This window comes from Anabaena sp. FACHB-1391, assembly GCF_014696755.1.
GTDB classification, from domain to species: Bacteria; Cyanobacteriota; Cyanobacteriia; order Cyanobacteriales; family Nostocaceae; genus Dolichospermum; species Dolichospermum planctonicum.
The window spans coordinates 55,660-73,177 of sequence record NZ_JACJQS010000003.1; the positions used below are offsets into that span (position 1 = coordinate 55,660).

General features: G+C 37.0%; 17 protein-coding genes. All 17 read right to left on the reverse strand.

Going from position 1 to position 17,518, the window contains the following annotated elements; genetic code table 11:
- Positions 1-71 precede the first annotated feature (71 nt).
- On the reverse strand, positions 72-1,226 hold the full coding sequence (locus H6F62_RS02190) for a glycosyltransferase family 1 protein (RefSeq protein WP_190371226.1): 1,155 nt from the start codon (positions 1,224-1,226) through the stop codon (positions 72-74).
- A gap of 47 nt (positions 1,227-1,273) precedes the next feature.
- A complete protein-coding gene (locus tag H6F62_RS02195) occupies positions 1,274-2,509 on the reverse strand; it encodes a glycosyltransferase (protein ID WP_190371227.1) in 1,236 nt (411 codons plus the stop codon).
- An 8-nt stretch (positions 2,510-2,517) separates the two neighbouring features.
- The gene (locus H6F62_RS02200; RefSeq protein ID WP_137907185.1) at positions 2,518-2,706 is read right to left on the reverse strand and encodes a hypothetical protein; all 189 of its coding nucleotides are present in this window, start codon (positions 2,704-2,706) and stop codon (positions 2,518-2,520) included.
- Between the two features lie 66 nt (positions 2,707-2,772).
- Positions 2,773-3,828: a glycosyltransferase gene (locus H6F62_RS02205; protein ID WP_137907184.1), complete on the reverse strand. Its 1,056-nt coding sequence runs from the start codon at positions 3,826-3,828 to the stop codon at positions 2,773-2,775.
- 23 nt (positions 3,829-3,851) lie between these two features.
- The gene (locus H6F62_RS02210) at positions 3,852-4,793 is read right to left on the reverse strand and encodes a glycosyltransferase family A protein (RefSeq protein WP_137907183.1); all 942 of its coding nucleotides are present in this window, start codon (positions 4,791-4,793) and stop codon (positions 3,852-3,854) included.
- Positions 4,794-4,916: 123 nt separating this feature from the next.
- The gene (locus tag H6F62_RS02215) at positions 4,917-5,765 is read right to left on the reverse strand and encodes a hypothetical protein (RefSeq protein WP_190371228.1); all 849 of its coding nucleotides are present in this window, start codon (positions 5,763-5,765) and stop codon (positions 4,917-4,919) included.
- A gap of 239 nt (positions 5,766-6,004) precedes the next feature.
- Positions 6,005-6,904, reverse strand: coding sequence for a glycosyltransferase family 2 protein (locus H6F62_RS02220; protein WP_137907181.1), 900 nt, complete (start codon positions 6,902-6,904; stop codon positions 6,005-6,007).
- An 84-nt stretch (positions 6,905-6,988) separates the two neighbouring features.
- Positions 6,989-8,008, reverse strand: a complete 1,020-nt coding sequence (locus H6F62_RS02225) for a glycosyltransferase family 1 protein (protein ID WP_228036457.1) — start codon at positions 8,006-8,008, stop codon at positions 6,989-6,991.
- A 207-nt stretch (positions 8,009-8,215) separates the two neighbouring features.
- Positions 8,216-8,983, reverse strand: coding sequence for a class I SAM-dependent methyltransferase (locus H6F62_RS02230; protein WP_190371229.1), 768 nt, complete (start codon positions 8,981-8,983; stop codon positions 8,216-8,218).
- A 131-nt stretch (positions 8,984-9,114) separates the two neighbouring features.
- Positions 9,115-10,239: a DegT/DnrJ/EryC1/StrS family aminotransferase gene (locus tag H6F62_RS02235; RefSeq protein ID WP_190371230.1), complete on the reverse strand. Its 1,125-nt coding sequence runs from the start codon at positions 10,237-10,239 to the stop codon at positions 9,115-9,117.
- 7 nt (positions 10,240-10,246) lie between these two features.
- The gene (locus tag H6F62_RS02240) at positions 10,247-10,684 is read right to left on the reverse strand and encodes a hypothetical protein (RefSeq protein ID WP_137907177.1); all 438 of its coding nucleotides are present in this window, start codon (positions 10,682-10,684) and stop codon (positions 10,247-10,249) included.
- Between the two features lie 316 nt (positions 10,685-11,000).
- Positions 11,001-11,555, reverse strand: a complete 555-nt coding sequence (locus H6F62_RS02245) for a methyltransferase, TIGR04325 family (RefSeq protein WP_190371231.1) — start codon at positions 11,553-11,555, stop codon at positions 11,001-11,003.
- 134 nt (positions 11,556-11,689) lie between these two features.
- The gene (locus tag H6F62_RS02250) at positions 11,690-12,550 is read right to left on the reverse strand and encodes a 6-hydroxymethylpterin diphosphokinase MptE-like protein (protein ID WP_190371232.1); all 861 of its coding nucleotides are present in this window, start codon (positions 12,548-12,550) and stop codon (positions 11,690-11,692) included.
- Positions 12,547-14,793, reverse strand: a complete 2,247-nt coding sequence (locus H6F62_RS02255) for an N-acetylneuraminate synthase family protein (RefSeq protein WP_190371233.1) — start codon at positions 14,791-14,793, stop codon at positions 12,547-12,549. The genes H6F62_RS02250 and H6F62_RS02255 overlap by 4 nt, the downstream gene beginning before the upstream one ends.
- 30 nt (positions 14,794-14,823) lie before the next feature.
- On the reverse strand, positions 14,824-15,486 hold the full coding sequence (locus tag H6F62_RS02260) for a TylF/MycF/NovP-related O-methyltransferase (RefSeq protein ID WP_190371234.1): 663 nt from the start codon (positions 15,484-15,486) through the stop codon (positions 14,824-14,826).
- A gap of 16 nt (positions 15,487-15,502) precedes the next feature.
- Positions 15,503-16,183 carry an acylneuraminate cytidylyltransferase family protein gene (locus tag H6F62_RS02265; protein ID WP_190371235.1) on the reverse strand — a complete coding sequence of 227 codons (681 nt, stop codon included), beginning with the start codon at positions 16,181-16,183 and terminating at the stop codon, positions 15,503-15,505.
- Between the two features lie 2 nt (positions 16,184-16,185).
- Positions 16,186-17,457 (reverse strand): ABC transporter ATP-binding protein, encoded by a 1,272-nt coding sequence (locus tag H6F62_RS20810; protein WP_137907171.1) that lies wholly within the window; start codon positions 17,455-17,457, stop codon positions 16,186-16,188.
- Positions 17,458-17,518 lie beyond the last annotated feature (61 nt).

Here is a 17,518-nt window from a genome sequence, read left to right on the forward strand (position 1 = left end):
AAATGCAGTCAATTTATTGATAAAAATGTAAACCTGACCCATTAAGTTTTATCTAGACTGGTAATACAAAGTTAGAAAATTGTTTCAGTTAACCTTTGCGGAAAAAAGCCAATTATTTTTTCATAATTTAAAGCTATTTGTTCAGATGTCCTTTTCCATGTTAAAGATTTTGATCTAAGTAGCCCTTGATCTATTAATTGCTTGCGGTAGACAGGATTAATGTGAAGATGATAGATAGCAGAAGCCATACTTTTAATATCCATGGGATTAAGCATGATAGCAGCATTCTCAGCTACTTCTGGGATGGATGAAACGTTAGAAGTAATTACGGGCAATCCGCACGCCATTGCCTCGATAACTGTCAAACCAAAACCTTCATAAAGTGATGGTGCTAAGAGAACATCGGCTGCATTGTAAAGTTGAATGAGAATGTTTTTATCAGCAATACCAAAATCCAGAATATCTTGCCCAAGATTATGTTCTTTAATAAAGTCTATTTGCTTGGGTGTGAATTTACCACCACAACGCCAAAGACTCACTGATAGTCCGCTCTGTTTTAGAGTTTTTAGCACTTTCAACACAGTAATAATGTTCTTTCTTTGGTGAGTTGAACCAACATTAAGTAAACAGATTTCTTCAGGGGATCTCTGATATTTTTGCCGAAAATATTTTATTTCCTCTGATGGTAATCGCTGAAACGATGCTTCAACTCCATTAGGAACTACCAAAATTTTCTCTAATTCAATATCCAGCCTTTTATGAACATCCTTAGCTGTATTTGAGGAAACAGCAATGACACAATTAGCATAACACATTCCTTTAACTGAAAATTGCCAGGATGCCATACTGAAAGCGGGAAAACGGGATTGTCCTTTGAGAATTTCTGGATAGACAAACTGCACTAAGTCATGACAGGTAATAATAATAGGTTTGCCTTTCTTTTTCAACCAATAAGCAACATGAGCATTGGTATGATCAATAATGTGATAAATGTCTCCTTCTAGCTGACAAACTTGTTGGGGATGATGCCAATAGCGTTCATAAAACTTGCGGATACCAGTGCCAGAGTGCCACAGGTTTTCTTGGCTTTTGCTCCAAGGTTGGGGTGCAACCTCGACAACTTCCCAATTTGGACGGATTGTTTTTAATTCGGCAACTAAATTGTCAGCATAGACATCCATACTCAGGGCAACACCAGGTTCTCTACGAACGATCACTAACCGCATTGATGATCTATCTCCCAAAAGACATACTGTGGCATTTATTTCACCTCTTAATTCAGAACAAGTTCACTGTTTTTTTGCCCCAATACTTTCTGCCATAAAATATTTAGACGAGAAGCAATCCGTTCATGGGAGTAAAGTTGATTGACGCGATGAATACAATAATTACTAATCTCTTGACACCACTGGGGTTCACTAATCAGACGTGCTAATATGGCGGCCAATTCCTGAGTATTTTCTTCTCGAAAAATTAAATCTTCTCGTCCAATGACATTGGGAATTTCCCCACTGTTAGAACCAACTACGGGAACTCCCATTGCCATAGCTTCAATTAGGACGTGACCAAATTGCTCTTTCCATTCAGGAGTGGTACGGGAAGGTAACACTAGGACATCAAACTGACTAATCATCTCTGGTGCTTGTTCATGACGGACAGCGCCCTGCCAGATTACCCAATCTGCCACCTCTTGTTCTTGGGATATCTGGTTTAGTTCCGCTTCATGTTGACCAGATCCACAGATCAGGATGCGGAAGTTGAAACCCTGTTCCCGCAACTGGTGAGCAGCAGCAAAAATCAGGTCTATTCCCTTACTGTGGGTTAATCGTCCCAGAAATCCAATCTGGAATGGGCGAACTGCTTGCAGCAGCGCTTCGCTATCGCCTCTAGTGATCCGGTGTGGGCAAGGGGCAAAAAATTCAGGATCAACACCCATTTGCGGCATCACGGTTAATAAACCCTTGTAACCCCAACGGCACATAATTTCCGCCCCATCGTGATTACCTGAGATAATTGCACTAGCAGTATTAAGAACAAATTGACAGATCCAGCGACGGGGAAGGGATAGTTGCCGATCAATATTTTCCCAACCAAAAATAACCAGGGGTTTACCTGTAAATCTACTCCAGAGGGCAAATTGATAAGCACACAGAGAAAATACTTCCTCCTCAACCTGGACAATATCGGGGCGAAAAACATTCAGCACTTGCCAGATTTTCCAGGGTGGATAGATATGTGCGCCTCCACGACCACTAAATAAAACAGGAGCGGAGTAGGTGCGGATATGAGGGTAGGGTGTTTCCAGGGGGATGTGGCGATTCCATTCTAAAGCCTTCCAGTTACTTGGAGTCAGAAGACCTACTTCAATATCATCAATTTCTGCAATGCCTACGGAGTTCGCACAGCGTCTTGAAGAGAGGGAAGCTATAGCATTCAATTTGCCCTGGTTGATACCGACAACGTAGGTGTGACTCACAAAAAGTATGCGTATGGATGAAGAATTGGTCATTATAACTTTTATCCCCTATATAACCATCCAGTCTTGTTTGCCAGAGAGTCTAATTGAATGAATGGTGCTATTATCCGCTTTAAGACCCCATCTGTGGGGGAATTGTAGGTGACATAGACATAAAGTTGATCAAGCACTTCGTCGGCTAACCAACCACTCGGAGTATGAAAACCACAGCCAAGATTAAGTTTTAACATTAAATATCTCCAAAATAGACAATAGCAACTCAAGAAACAAGTTAGGAGTTTATTTAACTAAGTTTTTTAGGCAATCAGCGCCCGGATTTTAGTCACAGTCCAATCAACTAACTTTGGACGATGTTGGGGCGCAAACAACCATGTAATTATTGGTTCAGCTAGAGGTAATGGCATCAATCCCACCCAGATAAACCAGAGGCTGTAGAAAAGTCGCTTTTGCCAATTAAAGTCTGAGTATTTCCATAGACAGCGAATTCCGTAGTAAATTAAATTGAGTGGGCGATCGCTCGAAACTGGATGGTTTTGAGGATCTAAGCGTAAAGAAATAATCCGCGACCATAAACGTCCAAGTGAGCGTTGTTCTAAATCAGTAGGAACTTCATAACCTAATGCTTTGGCTTTCTGAGTTAACAGGGAAAAGTTTTGTAAGTCATGGCGCACAAAGCGTTGAAATCGAGCAGCGGTGACAGTTGCCAATGCCCACTGATTTGTATCATGAATTCTGTAAGTGCCTAATGGTTCTTCTATTGCTGCTACATCACCATAAAAAGGAACTTGGAAAGATAAATAGTCATCTGCTGTGAGTTTATATTCATCAGGAATGGGAAAAAGCTTTTCCAGAACCTGCCGATTCAGGGCATTACCACTAGTGGGAGTGCTAACATATTCACCCTTATCTAAGAGGACTTTCCACACATCTCCAGTGGAAAGAGGGGCAGATCCTTGGGGACAAGAGTAGCCAAGAGATTTGCCAATCTTATCAACAACTGTTAAACGATAGTGGACTTTAGAAAGTTCTGGTTTCCAAACAGAAACGATTTGTGCAACGGCGTGAGGAAATAAATAATCGTCGGAATCAAGAAAAATAATGATATCACCCTGACTTTTAGCAAATCCGCTATTAAAAGCCGCAGCTTGTTTGCCATTGGGTTGGAAAATGGGAATGATGCGTTGACCATATCCAGCAATAGTATCACGGGAATTGTCAGTTGAACCATCATCAACAACAATAATTTCAGTATGAGGATAGGTTTGGTTAATGGCGCTATTGATTGCTTGTGGGAGAAAGCGATCGTAGTTATAGTTATTGATGATGATACTAATAAATAGTTGAACCTGCATATTACTAATTGGCTAATAGTTTTCTAAATTAATTTAGCAATTGCGGGCGGTAAAAATAATTTCATCAACCTACGAATTCCACCTAAACTCAATCTTTTAGACAATGGATAGTATTGGCTAAAATAAATATCTAAAGCTTGCTTCTTATTCCCCACATTAATCAGCTGAATGATTGCAGTTGAGGCTTCTTTTTTAAGTTCATAGTCTTTAGAGCAAGATAGTTCTTCTGGAAAATCAGTATTGAGAATTATATGGAAAGATTGTGCAGTGGAATCATCATTGATATTGCTAGACATTGAATTTTTAGTCATTCGATACTTAGCAGTATGTTTGTCCAAGAAAAAGAAATTCGAGTATGCAAAGCCCAGTCGTAAACTAAAATCAAATTCTCCTCCATTTCCTACTTCTTCATAAGAACGCCATTTTATAGCCTTAGCGGCAGATGCCAGAATCATAAAACAATCGTTGGGGAACTGGTGCAGTAAGGCAGCCTCTATGGAAGATTTTTGTAATCCAGATTTATCGCTAGTACGAAAGTAGAATTGATTAAGCTTAGAGCTAAGATTATGGTCAATAGTACCTTCCTCGGAAATAAAATACTGCTTGCCATAAGCTGCGACTAAATTGGGATGAATATCCCAGCAACTATTTAAGTCTTCTAGGGAATTTGGTAGTAGTAAGTCATCATCATGAAGAAGAACTATTTTATCTCCTTTTGCTATCTCATATATAAAGTTGATATTTCCTGCCTGACCTAGAGAAGGAGAATGCCTAGTATAAGAAATAGGAATTTTGCATTTATTCTTAATATCTAAAACTAGGTTCTCAGTTATGTTATCATGAGAGTCATCACCTATGACGATCTCGATTGGTTGGAGAGTTTGTGCAAATACTGAATACAAAGCTTCTTGAAGAAACTTAGGTCTTTGATATGTTGGGATACATACAGATATGGATGATTGCATTAATTTTTTAGTATCACTAATTTTATAGGACTATCCTCGTTTGATTAAGTTTGGTCGTTTATAGGTTAGAACTCTGACTTTGCATAAAGACATTTTTTCTCTCTTCTGATTACTACCCTGCCATTATTTCAGGTGAGTAAATTTCTCTCTTAAATTTATAGTCTGCTTATATAGTTCTGAATCGGTTGACAATAATTCTTTAAGCTTATTGACACTAACTGAGTATTTAGGAGTCGCAATTAAACGATGAAAATAATAACTGAATGTTCGTACAAGTATAAATATCCTTTTTGGATATGGCATATGCTTATACTTAGAGAGAAACTGATCAGAAAGCCAATCATCAACAAGCTGATATAGCATTTTATGATCTGACTCTGATTCAGGTCTGACATAGTTTTCGCCTGAGTCGTTAGATATAAAAATGTTGTTAAATTGAATTATATCAGAACAATAAAAATTTTGAATTAGCACCTCTTGAATTTCGCAAGAAATCCACCAATAGATACTATCGAATTGATTTTGATAGGGTAACAGAATAAAATCTTTGACTACATCTTGATGAAATGCCATTAGTTGTTCATCATTAGTTAAAAAGCATTGAGATTTCATTCCTTTGAGGGGAGTCTGGAATGTTTTGCGATTTATCGGGACAGCGATCGCTGGTTTGTATTGCAATAGCTGTTTTTCAAATGTTTCCCAGCTTCCTTTGATGAATTTTATATCGTCATCACAAAATATATAGTAGAGATATTCTCCTTTATTCAAAGCCATTTCCAGTAGCTTGTTTCTTCCTTCTGCCCAGGTAGATTTGGGGAAAAATATTGATTCTTCAATGGCTTGATTTATTACTGTTTCAATGGGCTGATCATAGGTTAAAAAGATAACGTCAGCATTTGGGTTTTCTGATAGATGCAAGTAATTTTTCATCAACTCAGCTTTACCTTGGACAAGATAGATAAAATCTTTCATGACAGATTACAAAGAAATGGGCATGGGTAGAAACTATTTTGTGTGGGGAGGGTATTTTTTTCTTCCCAGCGATTATCTCAGTTTGCAAATATTCAAAAGTTAGATATATTTTCAATTTTTACAGCAAAAACTTATTGAAGCGTAAGATTGCTGATTTCCTGAAACGAGCGAGGTTGCAATATTTCCCAACAGAAAAAAGTACGTTTATTAAGCAGCAAGCTCTTGACCGACTACTAAATTCAAATAAACTTATATTCTTTTATATACCAATAAGAATCTTGTAAATCTGCTCTTTGCCTCACTATCTTTTTACCTGTGTAGCCGATCAATGATCGCATTACTTTTTTCAATTTTGGGGTTTGATGAATATCAAAATGATAAATTATGTTCCTCCATATATTGGTAGAATACCCTAATCCATCTCTCATGGTAGATAATGACTTTTCTGCTTCATTGGCGTACTCTTCGATTTTGCGACTTTTCTGTTTTGATTGATGACGAATTCCACCTAATGGTGAATTTGTTCCATATAATTCTGCATAAATGAAGAAGCGAGACCAAAGTTCAAAGTCACTAGCGAGTTTTAAATCGGTATTAACATAACCACCGGCTTTTTCCCATAAACTACGTTGCCAGAAGGTAGACTCCTGTTGTATCCATCCTGCGCTTTTCCTGCCATAGCCAATGTAATAACCATCCAAAAATGCTGTTTTGGAAAACCCAGGATATAAAGCAAATCCCTGACAAAAGCCATGCCAATCCCAACCTCCTGGCTGAAGGCTTGTTAGCCACTCAATTTGTGGCAACTCAGATATAATACTTGCTACTGTCCTAAATGCCCAAGGGCAGTACATATCATCGCTGTTGATCCATGCCATGATTTCACCAGTAGAATGTGAAAATCCCTTGTTGATTGCATGATATTGACCATCATCAGGTTCGCTACACCAAAAAGCTAACTGCTTTTCATATTTTTTTATAATTTCTACGCTACCATCATTCGATCCTCCATCAATAATGATATATTCTAAATTGGGATAATTTTGAGAAAGAACACTTTGAATCGTAGCTTCTAAAAATTCGGCTTGATTAAACGAAGGCGTTATTATGGAAAGCTTAGGATATTTTTGTAATAGCATTATATCTCCTGGGATATTCTTATAACTTAGGCATTGAGAACAAACATCATCTATAGTTTCTAACTAATAATATTCTTACTAAAACTACTTCCAACAATGTCTAATTGCCTCAAAATCATCAATAACTGAAAAAATCTCTTGCACATAATCCTTTGGTGTCCACTTGTATGCTTTTTCCCAGCCACGTTCTATCAAACTTTGACGGAGAATAGAATCTTCCGATAAATATTTAATAGCCTCAGCAATTTCTTCTGGCTGTTTAGGATTAACCAGTAAAGCAGCATCTCCTAGTTGTTCTTTTGCACCTGACACATTAGATGCAATTACAGGACATCCCAAAGCCATAGCTTCTAATGGTGGTAAGTTATCAGGACCAAAGAATGACATAAAGGTGAGAGCAAAAGCATGACGATACAGGGGTGCTATATCCTCTTGAGAGACAAAACCCAGAAAATGTACTTGTTGTGATAAATCAAGTTCTTGCACCATTTCTTTGACATGAGACTGATTGCCTTTATCAGAGCCGACAAAGACTAATGAAAACTCTAAATTGTACTTTTCTTTTAACAATTTAATCGCTAGTAATAAACCAATATGATTTTTATGTGGCCAAAATTGAGCGGGGTAAAATAAGTATTGACTAGGTAGATTATATTTTTTTAGAATCTCTTGATCTATCAGACTCCCTTCTGATGGGAATTTGGGGGTAAAAAAAGGAATAACTTTAATTCTTTCACTAGGAATCTGATAAAACTTTTCAATTTCTGCTTTGCCTACTTCTGTTCCAGTAATAATAAATGTAGCACGTCTCAATATTTTGGAATGAAAATTTTCTCGCCAGTCCCATTGCCCCCATTCTTGTTCAGATATACTCACTTCTGGAAAATAGGGCTGTAATCTGTGTTGTAAATCCCAAACAGTAGTTATATAGGGATAATTGACTGTAGGGCATCCTGGTACAAGAGATAAAGTTACATCTATTTGATTTAATTTTAATAAATTTAATATGTATTTTTCATACCATTCTTCAATTTGAAATTTACATCTTGGATGTCTTAATTTGTGAAATATAGCTTTTGTTATCAGGAATATTTTAGATTGCATTCTTTGTTTGAATGAGCTATGGAGAGAGACTGATTGAACAGGCGAAGATAATATATAATCCGGGATTTTTTGATTGGATATGTATAAAACAAATGTATGCCTACTTTTAGGAGCTAAATTTAATATACTTTCTAATAACTGATTTTCAAAAGTATAACCTCCTCCTACATCTGGGAGTTGATTGCTAATAAACAAACCGACTTTCATTTAATTCCTCACAACAAAATAAACCTTCCAGGTTTTGAGTCCTGGCTGTTGGTTAGTCAGCCACTCCTGAGAAGTAACTAACTGCATTTGCAGTCCACTTAACAGAAATTCTATTTCAGATTTAAACAGATAGCGCATTGTGTGGGTTTCTCGTAGCTCGTCAACAGCACCACTATTTTTATCTTTAATAAAGACATGATAATTCACATCTACGCAATTCTCATTCGGATAAATCACAGGCTCGGCAATGCGAGTTACCTGAATTAATTCATCTTCTAGATGTTTAACTCTCACCGTTGGCAGTTCTGTTAATACTGCTGAACCATACCAAATATCAAATACAAAAATCCCCCCTGGTTTTAAATGAGTTTTCACTGTAGTAAATGCAGCTAATAAATCTTCATTAGTGGTTTGATAGCTAATGACATGAAATAGAGACAGGACAACATCAAATTTTTGATCAAGTCGAACTTGACGAATATCACTATGGGTAAATTGCAATCTTTTGGATAATTCCTGCGGACATTGAGAGAGTCGTTCATGGGCAAGGTGTAGCATTTCTTGGCTCAAGTCTACACCATGAAGATGGTAGCCCATTTTTGCCAGCAGTGTAGCGTGATTTCCTGTACCACAACCTAGTTCTAGAATGTTTTTACTATCTGGTGCATGGGTTTGAATCAGACTATGGATAAATTCAGCTTCCCCTACATAATCTTTATCACGGTAGAGTAGGTCATAGTAGGGTGCATAGTTACCAAAAACAGTCATATTAACGAATTAATTGTAATTGTTGGGAATAATTAATTATGATGCTTTTGAATTTGAAATTTATTTGGTTATCAGGAGGAATATTTGAAATTAATTAACATGATTAATTTAACATGATTAATTTCATCTCCTTAATAAGTCTCAGTCAGGATTTGGTTAACAGTTTTAGCAACAGTGATGATTTGTTCTTCAGTCAATGCTAATCCACTAGGAATATAAAAACCTCGCCGCGCCAAATTTTCCGCTACTGGACAGGAAATACCCGCAAATAATCCCATTTTTTTAAACACGGGTTGCTCGTGCATACACCAGAAAAAAGGACGAGTCCCAATCTTGTGATTAGCCAGCTTTTTCATGGCTATTTGTTTATCAAAGGGAACTTCATCTTTGAGGACAATACCATATACCCAATAAATATTTTCTGCATAGTCTGTCTTGAGTATTGGTAGCTGAATATTGGGTATATCTGCTAATAATTCAGTATACAGTTGCCCCATCCAGCGTTTACGGGCAACAAATTCATCTAAACGTTCTAATTGAGCTACTCCCACCGCTGCTTGGAGGTTACTCATTCTCATGTTCCACCCCAATTCTTCATGGACAAACCGTTTTTGGGGTTGAAAGCAGAGGTTACGTAGAGATAGACAGCGTTCAGCTAACTCAGGATTATCGGTAACAATTATTCCTCCTTCACCAGTGGTAATGTGTTTATTGGGATAAAAACTAAAGGTGCTAATGTCGCCGAAGCTACCGCAAGGACGGTTTTTATAGGTCTGCCCGTGCATTTCGGCGGCATCTTCAATGATGTATAATCCATATTTATCGGCTAAATTTAGCACTGAGTCCATATCCACTGGTAAGCCGTAGATGTGAACCACCATAATGGATTTTGTGCGGGGGGTGATTTTCGCTTCAATATCACAGACATCCATATTCCAGGTGATGGGATCTGAGTCCACAACTACAGGGGTAGCACCAGCACGGACAATGGCCGCAGCACAGGAAATGATGGTGAATGTGGGGAGAATGACTTCATCTCCTGGTCCAATATTTAGGGCAGCTATAGCAGCATCTAGGGCAACAGAACCATTACTGACAGTAATACCATATTTGCGACCAACACGGGCGGCAAATTCCTGTTCTAGTTGTTTGACAAAAAGTCCTTCTGAGGAAATCCAACCTGTGTCAATACACTCAATCAGATATTTCTTTTCGTTACCATTTAATAATGGTTGGTTAACGGGAATTGGGTTCATTTTATGGCTACACAAATTCTACAACTTTTGCTTCTTCGGCGGTAATACCCACAAATCTGGTTTTGTCCTGTTCTCCCACGTAAGGACCTTGTTTAACTTCAATCATTTCAATTTCTTCTAATACTTTGAAGCCGTGTCCTCCAGTTACTAAGAGGATAACATCACCTGTTTCTAGAACGCGACTTTCTAAATATTTTTGTTGGTCGTTGTAGAAGTCTACGCGGAGTTTACCACTTTTGATAAACAGGACTTCTTGTGTGTAGCTAACTTGGCGAATTACAGGATTATGAACATGAGGTTGAATGACTTTTCCTGTGGAGTGGCGCATATAAGCTAGTTGTTGGGAAAGTTCATTGGGGGTGAAAAAGTGAATTCCGGGTTGATTGAATCGGTGAGATAGGATTAATGCAAGTAGCTGGTTTTGATGGGTAATTTTTTCTATCATTCATTTGCGATTAAATAAATTAATATTTTAGTTTGCCTTAATACAAACTTTGATCATAAGTGCAGATATTGCTCAATTCAGTAATGTGAAATATAAGCCAGAATAAACAGGAACAGAATATTCAGGGTAAAACGGGATTATACAACTATCAACTCTATCTTCCCAAATATCAACTAACTTATAACCAATATCAGTTAGTGAATCAATAAACTGCTTCCGATTAAAAATAAACTGTGGATAAAATACTTTTCCGCCATTTTGGAGGCTTACAAACTGTTTTCCATCATATAAAGGTAAGCGATTAATCAATAAGTGATTAGGTGGTTGTTCTAGGCAAGCAAGCAAGCGAATCAACATATTGTAAAGAACCAGAAGCAATAAAAATATTTTTTCCATTAGCTTCTATAAATTCTGTTGTAAAAGACAAAGATGGAGAAGAATTTAGGTCTTGAGCTAATTTCTCTCCAGCTTTTGCAATTGCAGGTACATCACAGACTGTCCAATTTAATCCCTCAGGATATTTTAAGATGGTGGAATAACTGTAAAAATGATTGCCAACATTGCCACCAAAGTCAAATACAGTAAGTTTGTTAGAGGATTGATTAAAGATTTGACTTAGCCAAAATAAAACTGGATAGTCATAGGAAGCGATGTTCGTAGACAATTTATCCTTGTATTCTTGAGCCAAATCAAGATTATCATATCCTATTGATTTAGTTTTTGGAGCAGATGCTATAGCTTCTTCAACGGTTGAAAATACACCTCGAAAGCAGCCATAGCACTCACCCGAAAATCTGCCCTCGTATTTCTTGGACTGAAAAAGGCGATAGATTTTTTTTGCAAATGGGATGTTTTTGATGATTTGTTTCATATTCTTGGGTTCAGGGTAGGTATAACTGTGATTAAAGTTGTCGTTTTATAATTTTAATTTTATCCAGTTGAATGGTACTTTGATAGAAAGTATGATCTTTTACCGATCATAGCCAGTTTTTTCCATGCTTCACTCTAAACAATAAACAAGGACTCATAATCAACTTTATCAAATACATCAAGCAAACTACGTTTAGTTGCATTAAATATTTTAATATTTTTTGACTGTGCTATTGTATTTAGCATTTCATACTGATTCCAAAGTCTAATGTAATTTAACAACTCAGGTTTAAATGTAGATATATCAGTGATAAGTTTTGCTTTTTCTTCTGGATAAAAATGTTGATTAGCAAATTTCCCTGAAAAATTTAATATTGAATCATGATCACATCCTAATAGATAAATCTCAGAAAACCCCATAAAAATAGCAGACTGTAGAGCCATTATTGTGACAGACATAGGAGATAAAACAGGCTGACATAAATCCACATCTTTATCTAATTCTATTGCGCTTGTATTGTGATAATATACATTATGATCTAAGAAAATATTGTTCTGATTGACTCTGGCATATTCATTTATGCCCAAGAAAAAACTACATTTTTTAGATATATCTCCAATTTCTTTTAATAATTGTAAATAATTTTCTATGTTATGGGGTGGATGCCAAGGAGCAATACAATAGTACTGTGGATCAATTAACCTAAAATCTGGATGTAAATAAAAATTACTAACAGCAATACAAAATTCGTTTTTTAGTAATTTCAAGTTCTGATCATTAATTGATGGACCAGTTGCCAAAATAAAACATCGGTTTCCTTGATGAATATTTTTTAGCTCTCGATTTTGTTTTGTAATAGCATACTCTTTATGTGAGTGTCTATTGTTAGAAATAGTTTTATTTCTAATTGATCTGAAAATGTCTTGAAATCCTGGAGGTAAAGTCCAGAATGCTATTTGTTTGATTGTTTTTTTAGCCTTACTTTTAAGATTCATAGTAGTCTCTCTAACTTCTCTAATGCAATCCAAAAACCCTCACCTTCATTTTTATGTCCCTGCCAAATTTCAGGAATAAAAGAAGCTTGAGAAGCATACTTTTCAAGGTCTTCTGCTAGGGAATAAAAGTCAATTTCACCTTCACCGATTTGTAAACCTTCCCCATCAACACCTTTAGCATCAGCAATGTGTAAATGAGCAGTGTAAGGTCCAATTTGTTCAAGAAATTCTTTGAATGATGTTTTGTGATAAGTACAAGCTAGTTTGGAATGAGAGATATCTAAGCAAATACGATAGTTATGTTGACGACAAAAATCAGTAATGTCTTTCGGATTTACAAAAAGATTGTGATTTCGTTGTCCTCCAAAATGCCAAGGAAAGGGGGGCATGGTTTGAGGGATGATTTCGACTCCATCTGCATCTAGTTGAGATAGACTATCGTCAAGTGTTTTATATAGTTGCTGGCGAACTGACAAAGATAATAAAGTATCATTTGTAAATCCACCAACATTGGTAACAATGCAGGGGCGACTTGCTCGGTTGAAAAACGGTTTTAATTGTCGAGTAATGTCGATCACTCGTTGTAATTCTTTAATTGATAGTTGACGGTAATCTTTGTCTTGGGAAGATAGATCCAATAAGTGATCGCCTGCAAACAACTCTGGAGCGTGTACAATTACATCTAAATCATAGACTTGATCAATATACTGGTGAATATCAACTTCTAAATCTTTATAGCTCAGATGAAATTCTAGTAAATCAGGATTTGATTGTGACAATAGAGTTTTAAAGTCATGGTAGCGAACTGGAACACCCCAAGGTCGTTTAAAACGATAATCTCTTGCTTTGACTTGTTCCACTTCTAAGTCGCTAGGGTAAAAAAAATCACCTGCTTTTAGCGATCGCCTGGAACGTTTACCAATTAACTCTGTCTTCCGATTGGGTTGTAAACCTTTTCCGGGACTTTTTACATCAATCATGGATTCAGTAATGATTTGTCCTACCTCTAAATCGCAGTTAATCACCAAACTCTTAGCCAAGTTTTCTCGGTTCATTAATTCCCCTTGACTGAGGTTTCGTTCTCCATTTGTACCCAGAGATTGTTCTACTTGGCGAATTCCTTCAATCATCAGCCGAAATTCATCTGGTAATAAACTCACTTTGTGGTCATTACCTTCCATTGTTTTGTCTAGGGTGAAGTGTTTTTCTATTACCTTAGCACCCTTAGCTACGGCGGCGATCGCTACATGAATACTCCGTTCATGGCCGGAATAACCAACGGGACAATTACCAATTTCTTTTAGACGGTCTATATAGTTTAGATTGACATCTTTAAAGGGGGCTGGATAGGTTGAGTTACAGTGCAGCAAAACATACATCGCACCTAACCGATTTAGTAATGCCACTGCGTCAATTATCTCAGCTTCAGCCGACATCCCCGTTGAACAAATTAATGGCTTACCTGTTTTTGCTAAAGCCGTGAGTAAATCATAGTTAGTCAAATCAGCCGAGGCCACTTTATAAGCCTGTATTCCATACTGTTCTAGCACAGATAAACTCTCAATATCCCAGGGTGTACAAAGGGGTAAAATTCCCTGTCTTTGACAGTAATCAAAGGCCGTGAACATTTCATCGGTTGTTAATTGGAAACGAGTTAACAAATCTAGAGTATATTGTGACCCTAAATCTTCACTAGCATCATTAGCATTCCCAGCATTCCGATATAGTGATTTGAGATCGCGCATTTGGAACTTTGCACAGTCTGCACCTACCGCTACCGCTTGATCAATTAACTGTTTAGCAAGTTCCAAGCTACCATTGTGATTATTGCCAATTTCCGCAATGACAAAAGTAGGAGATTGGGCATCAATGATAAAATTTCCGATCCGAATACCTGCTGACTTCCGACAAGCAACTGCAACTAAATGACGGTTATTGTCTAAAAGGGGAATGAATTCAACTTCATTAGAAAAGTAAGATTGAATCTTTACAGGATCATCATTGTAATTAGCAAATTTATAATTTTTGTTAGAAATTTTTGAGACTGGTTGATTGAGATTAATAGATTCTTGTTGCACCAACCAACGGCGAAAGTCTCCGTCTGTGAGGACACCTTCTAAAACACCTGCTTCTGTCACCGAGAAAATAATGCGGTTTTTGTTGTCGCTGATTTTTTTCAGGGCATTTAATATATCGTCTTCAGCGAAAACAATGTACTTTAATAAATTTTTGTCAATGATCATAATACTTTAATTTTTAAAAAATTTTAAAAGTTAATTTTTCACAATATAACAAGGTGTCATACAAAATGGAAATTTATTTATCACCACATCTTGATCCTGAAAATACTCATCTACAGCTTTTGTTTCTCCAGGAAAAACACCGTAATCGTCTATAATTAGTACCCACCCCCTGACAATTCTAGGAAACAGTAATTCTAAAATTACAGAGGCAGGTTCGTATATATCAGTATCTAAATTGAGAAGAGAAATTTTTAATTCTGGATGGTCATTCACATAATTGGGGACTGTTTTTAAAATGTCTCCCTTCACTAATTCTACATTCTTGTCAACTCCCTTAATTTTTAGCACTTTTGTAAGCTGATCTACATCAATACTTTCTTCCCCCGCACTATCAATAAAAAGCTGTCTAGGTGCTTTGTCTTCCTGAAAATCAGTTTCAGGAAATTTACCATAGATATCAAAACCAATTATTTTTTTAGCGTGGGAATTACTGAATAAATCTCGAAATGTGGCGAACCTTGTCAATGATGTTCCTTTAAAAACGCCACATTCTACTATTGCTCCTGGTATGTTTACCACCATTTTGTATAATTCATAATGAGCTAATAACTTAGCAATTCTGCTATTATCACAGGATAGGTAGAAGTTATTTTCGTATTCAAATGCCTTGGAAAAATCAGGTAGATTAATCATGTTTTTTTTAGAACTATTAAGGTTTACGTTTGTAATTGATTAAAAACTCTATATACTGAAAATCCTCTAACGAATCAATTTCCCAACTTTGAGCTTCATCCATCACAAACAGAGAAACTTTACCGCCCAATCGGTTATTTAATTCTTTTAAAACCCAGGGTTTAAAGATATAAATTGAACCATTTTCCATATATTGGAGGTTTAAATCTTGGCGACGGGGACGGTGGTGATAGTCATAGTTGATAGACTGGGAAACATCATCTACTTGATGCCAAATAAAGCGATGGGTTGGGGAAACTGAAACGAGAGAATCAGCGTTTTCCGCTCTGATTTGCTCAATAGCGCGATCTATATCTAGTCCGGTGCGTAAAGGGGATGTACATTGTAGGAAGACTATAAGTTCTGGGTTAATTCCCTCTTTTTCAATCTCTGTTAAGGCATGAATAAGAGCCGATTCTGAAGAAGCAGTATCTTTGGCAAGTTCAGGGGGTCGGTGAATAATACTTGCACCATAGTCTGTTGAAATTTGGGCAATTTCGGCATCGTCTGTGGTAACGTAAATGCGATCGACTAGATGGGATTCTTGTGCATCTAGGATAGAATGGGCGATTAAAGGTTTATTAGCTAGAGGACGAATGTTTTTGTAAGGGACTCCTTTTGAGCCTCCACGTGCAGGAATGCAAGCTATAACAGTCATTATTAAAATTTACCAACTACTTCAGTTTTTCTTGTTTCCCAAGGAAGCATTGGTAATAAATAACCTTTGCGATATCCTCGCGTATTTACATCTCCAGTCTCAACAAGACTAAAAATTAATGCTTCCACGCTTTCGTATACCTCAACCCCAGGGATTCCAGATCCCAATCTTAAAATGTAGCGTCCACTATTTAACCACAACCCTGGTATTCTGACTTGAGTTTTGTAAATACCTGGTTCACGATATTCTAAAAGACCATTATCCTGATCACAATCTTCTAATGACATAATATGGGAACCGTCACTTCCATGAAAATTTAATGCAATGACTGCCGCCCGAACTGAGTTGCATACTTCATAAACTGTTTCAATAATGAAATCTCTACGAACATCTAACTCACCATCTACCGAACCATTTTCATCTAAAAGTCTACATTCCATAATTCTTATTGGAGTATTTTTTCTGGCTGGATTCTTCCATAAACGTCCACCCAAATATCCAGAAGTAAGATATCTCTCTGTAGATGCTTCACTATTACCATTGAATACAAGACAGCCTTTTTCTAAAAAAAGACATTTCTTTGTCAAACTTAGAATTGCCCCCATATTATGACTCACAAACAAAACCGTCCTTCCCTCCTTCCCCACATCCTCCATTTTTCCCAAACACTTCTTTTGAAACTGGGCATCCCCCACCGCCAAAACCTCATCGACAATTAAAATCTCTGGTTCCAAATGTGCCGCCACCGCAAACGCCAACCGCACATACATCCCAGAAGAATACCGTTTTACGGGCGTATCCAGAAACTTCTCCACCTCCGCAAACGCAACTATCTCATCAAACTTGCGTTTAATCTCTTCCTTACCCATGCCCAAAATTGCCCCATTGAGAAATATATTTTCTCTCCCTGTTAACTCTGGATGAAACCCTGTTCCTACCTCTAATAAACTGGCAACTCTACCCTTGATTTTGATGCTTCCTTGAGTTGGTTCTGTAATGCGGCTTAAAATCTTTAATAGTGTTGATTTACCTGCACCATTGCGCCCAATAATGCCAACTCTATCACCTTGTTTAATTTCAAATGAAACATCCTTTAAAGCCCAAAACTCTTCAAAAGCGGGATTTTCCTTTTTAGCTTGAGGATTAATCAAACTACCGAGAGATTTAACTTTATTAGTAATCACATCTCGCAGTGCTGTGTAGCGTTCCTGTTGCTGATGACCAATAATATATTTTTTACCTAAATTTTCAACGCGAATCACTGTATCAGACATCTTTAAAAAAATAAATTAGTTTCCGTCAATTTTGTAGAATCCAGGTGCTATTATCAATAGA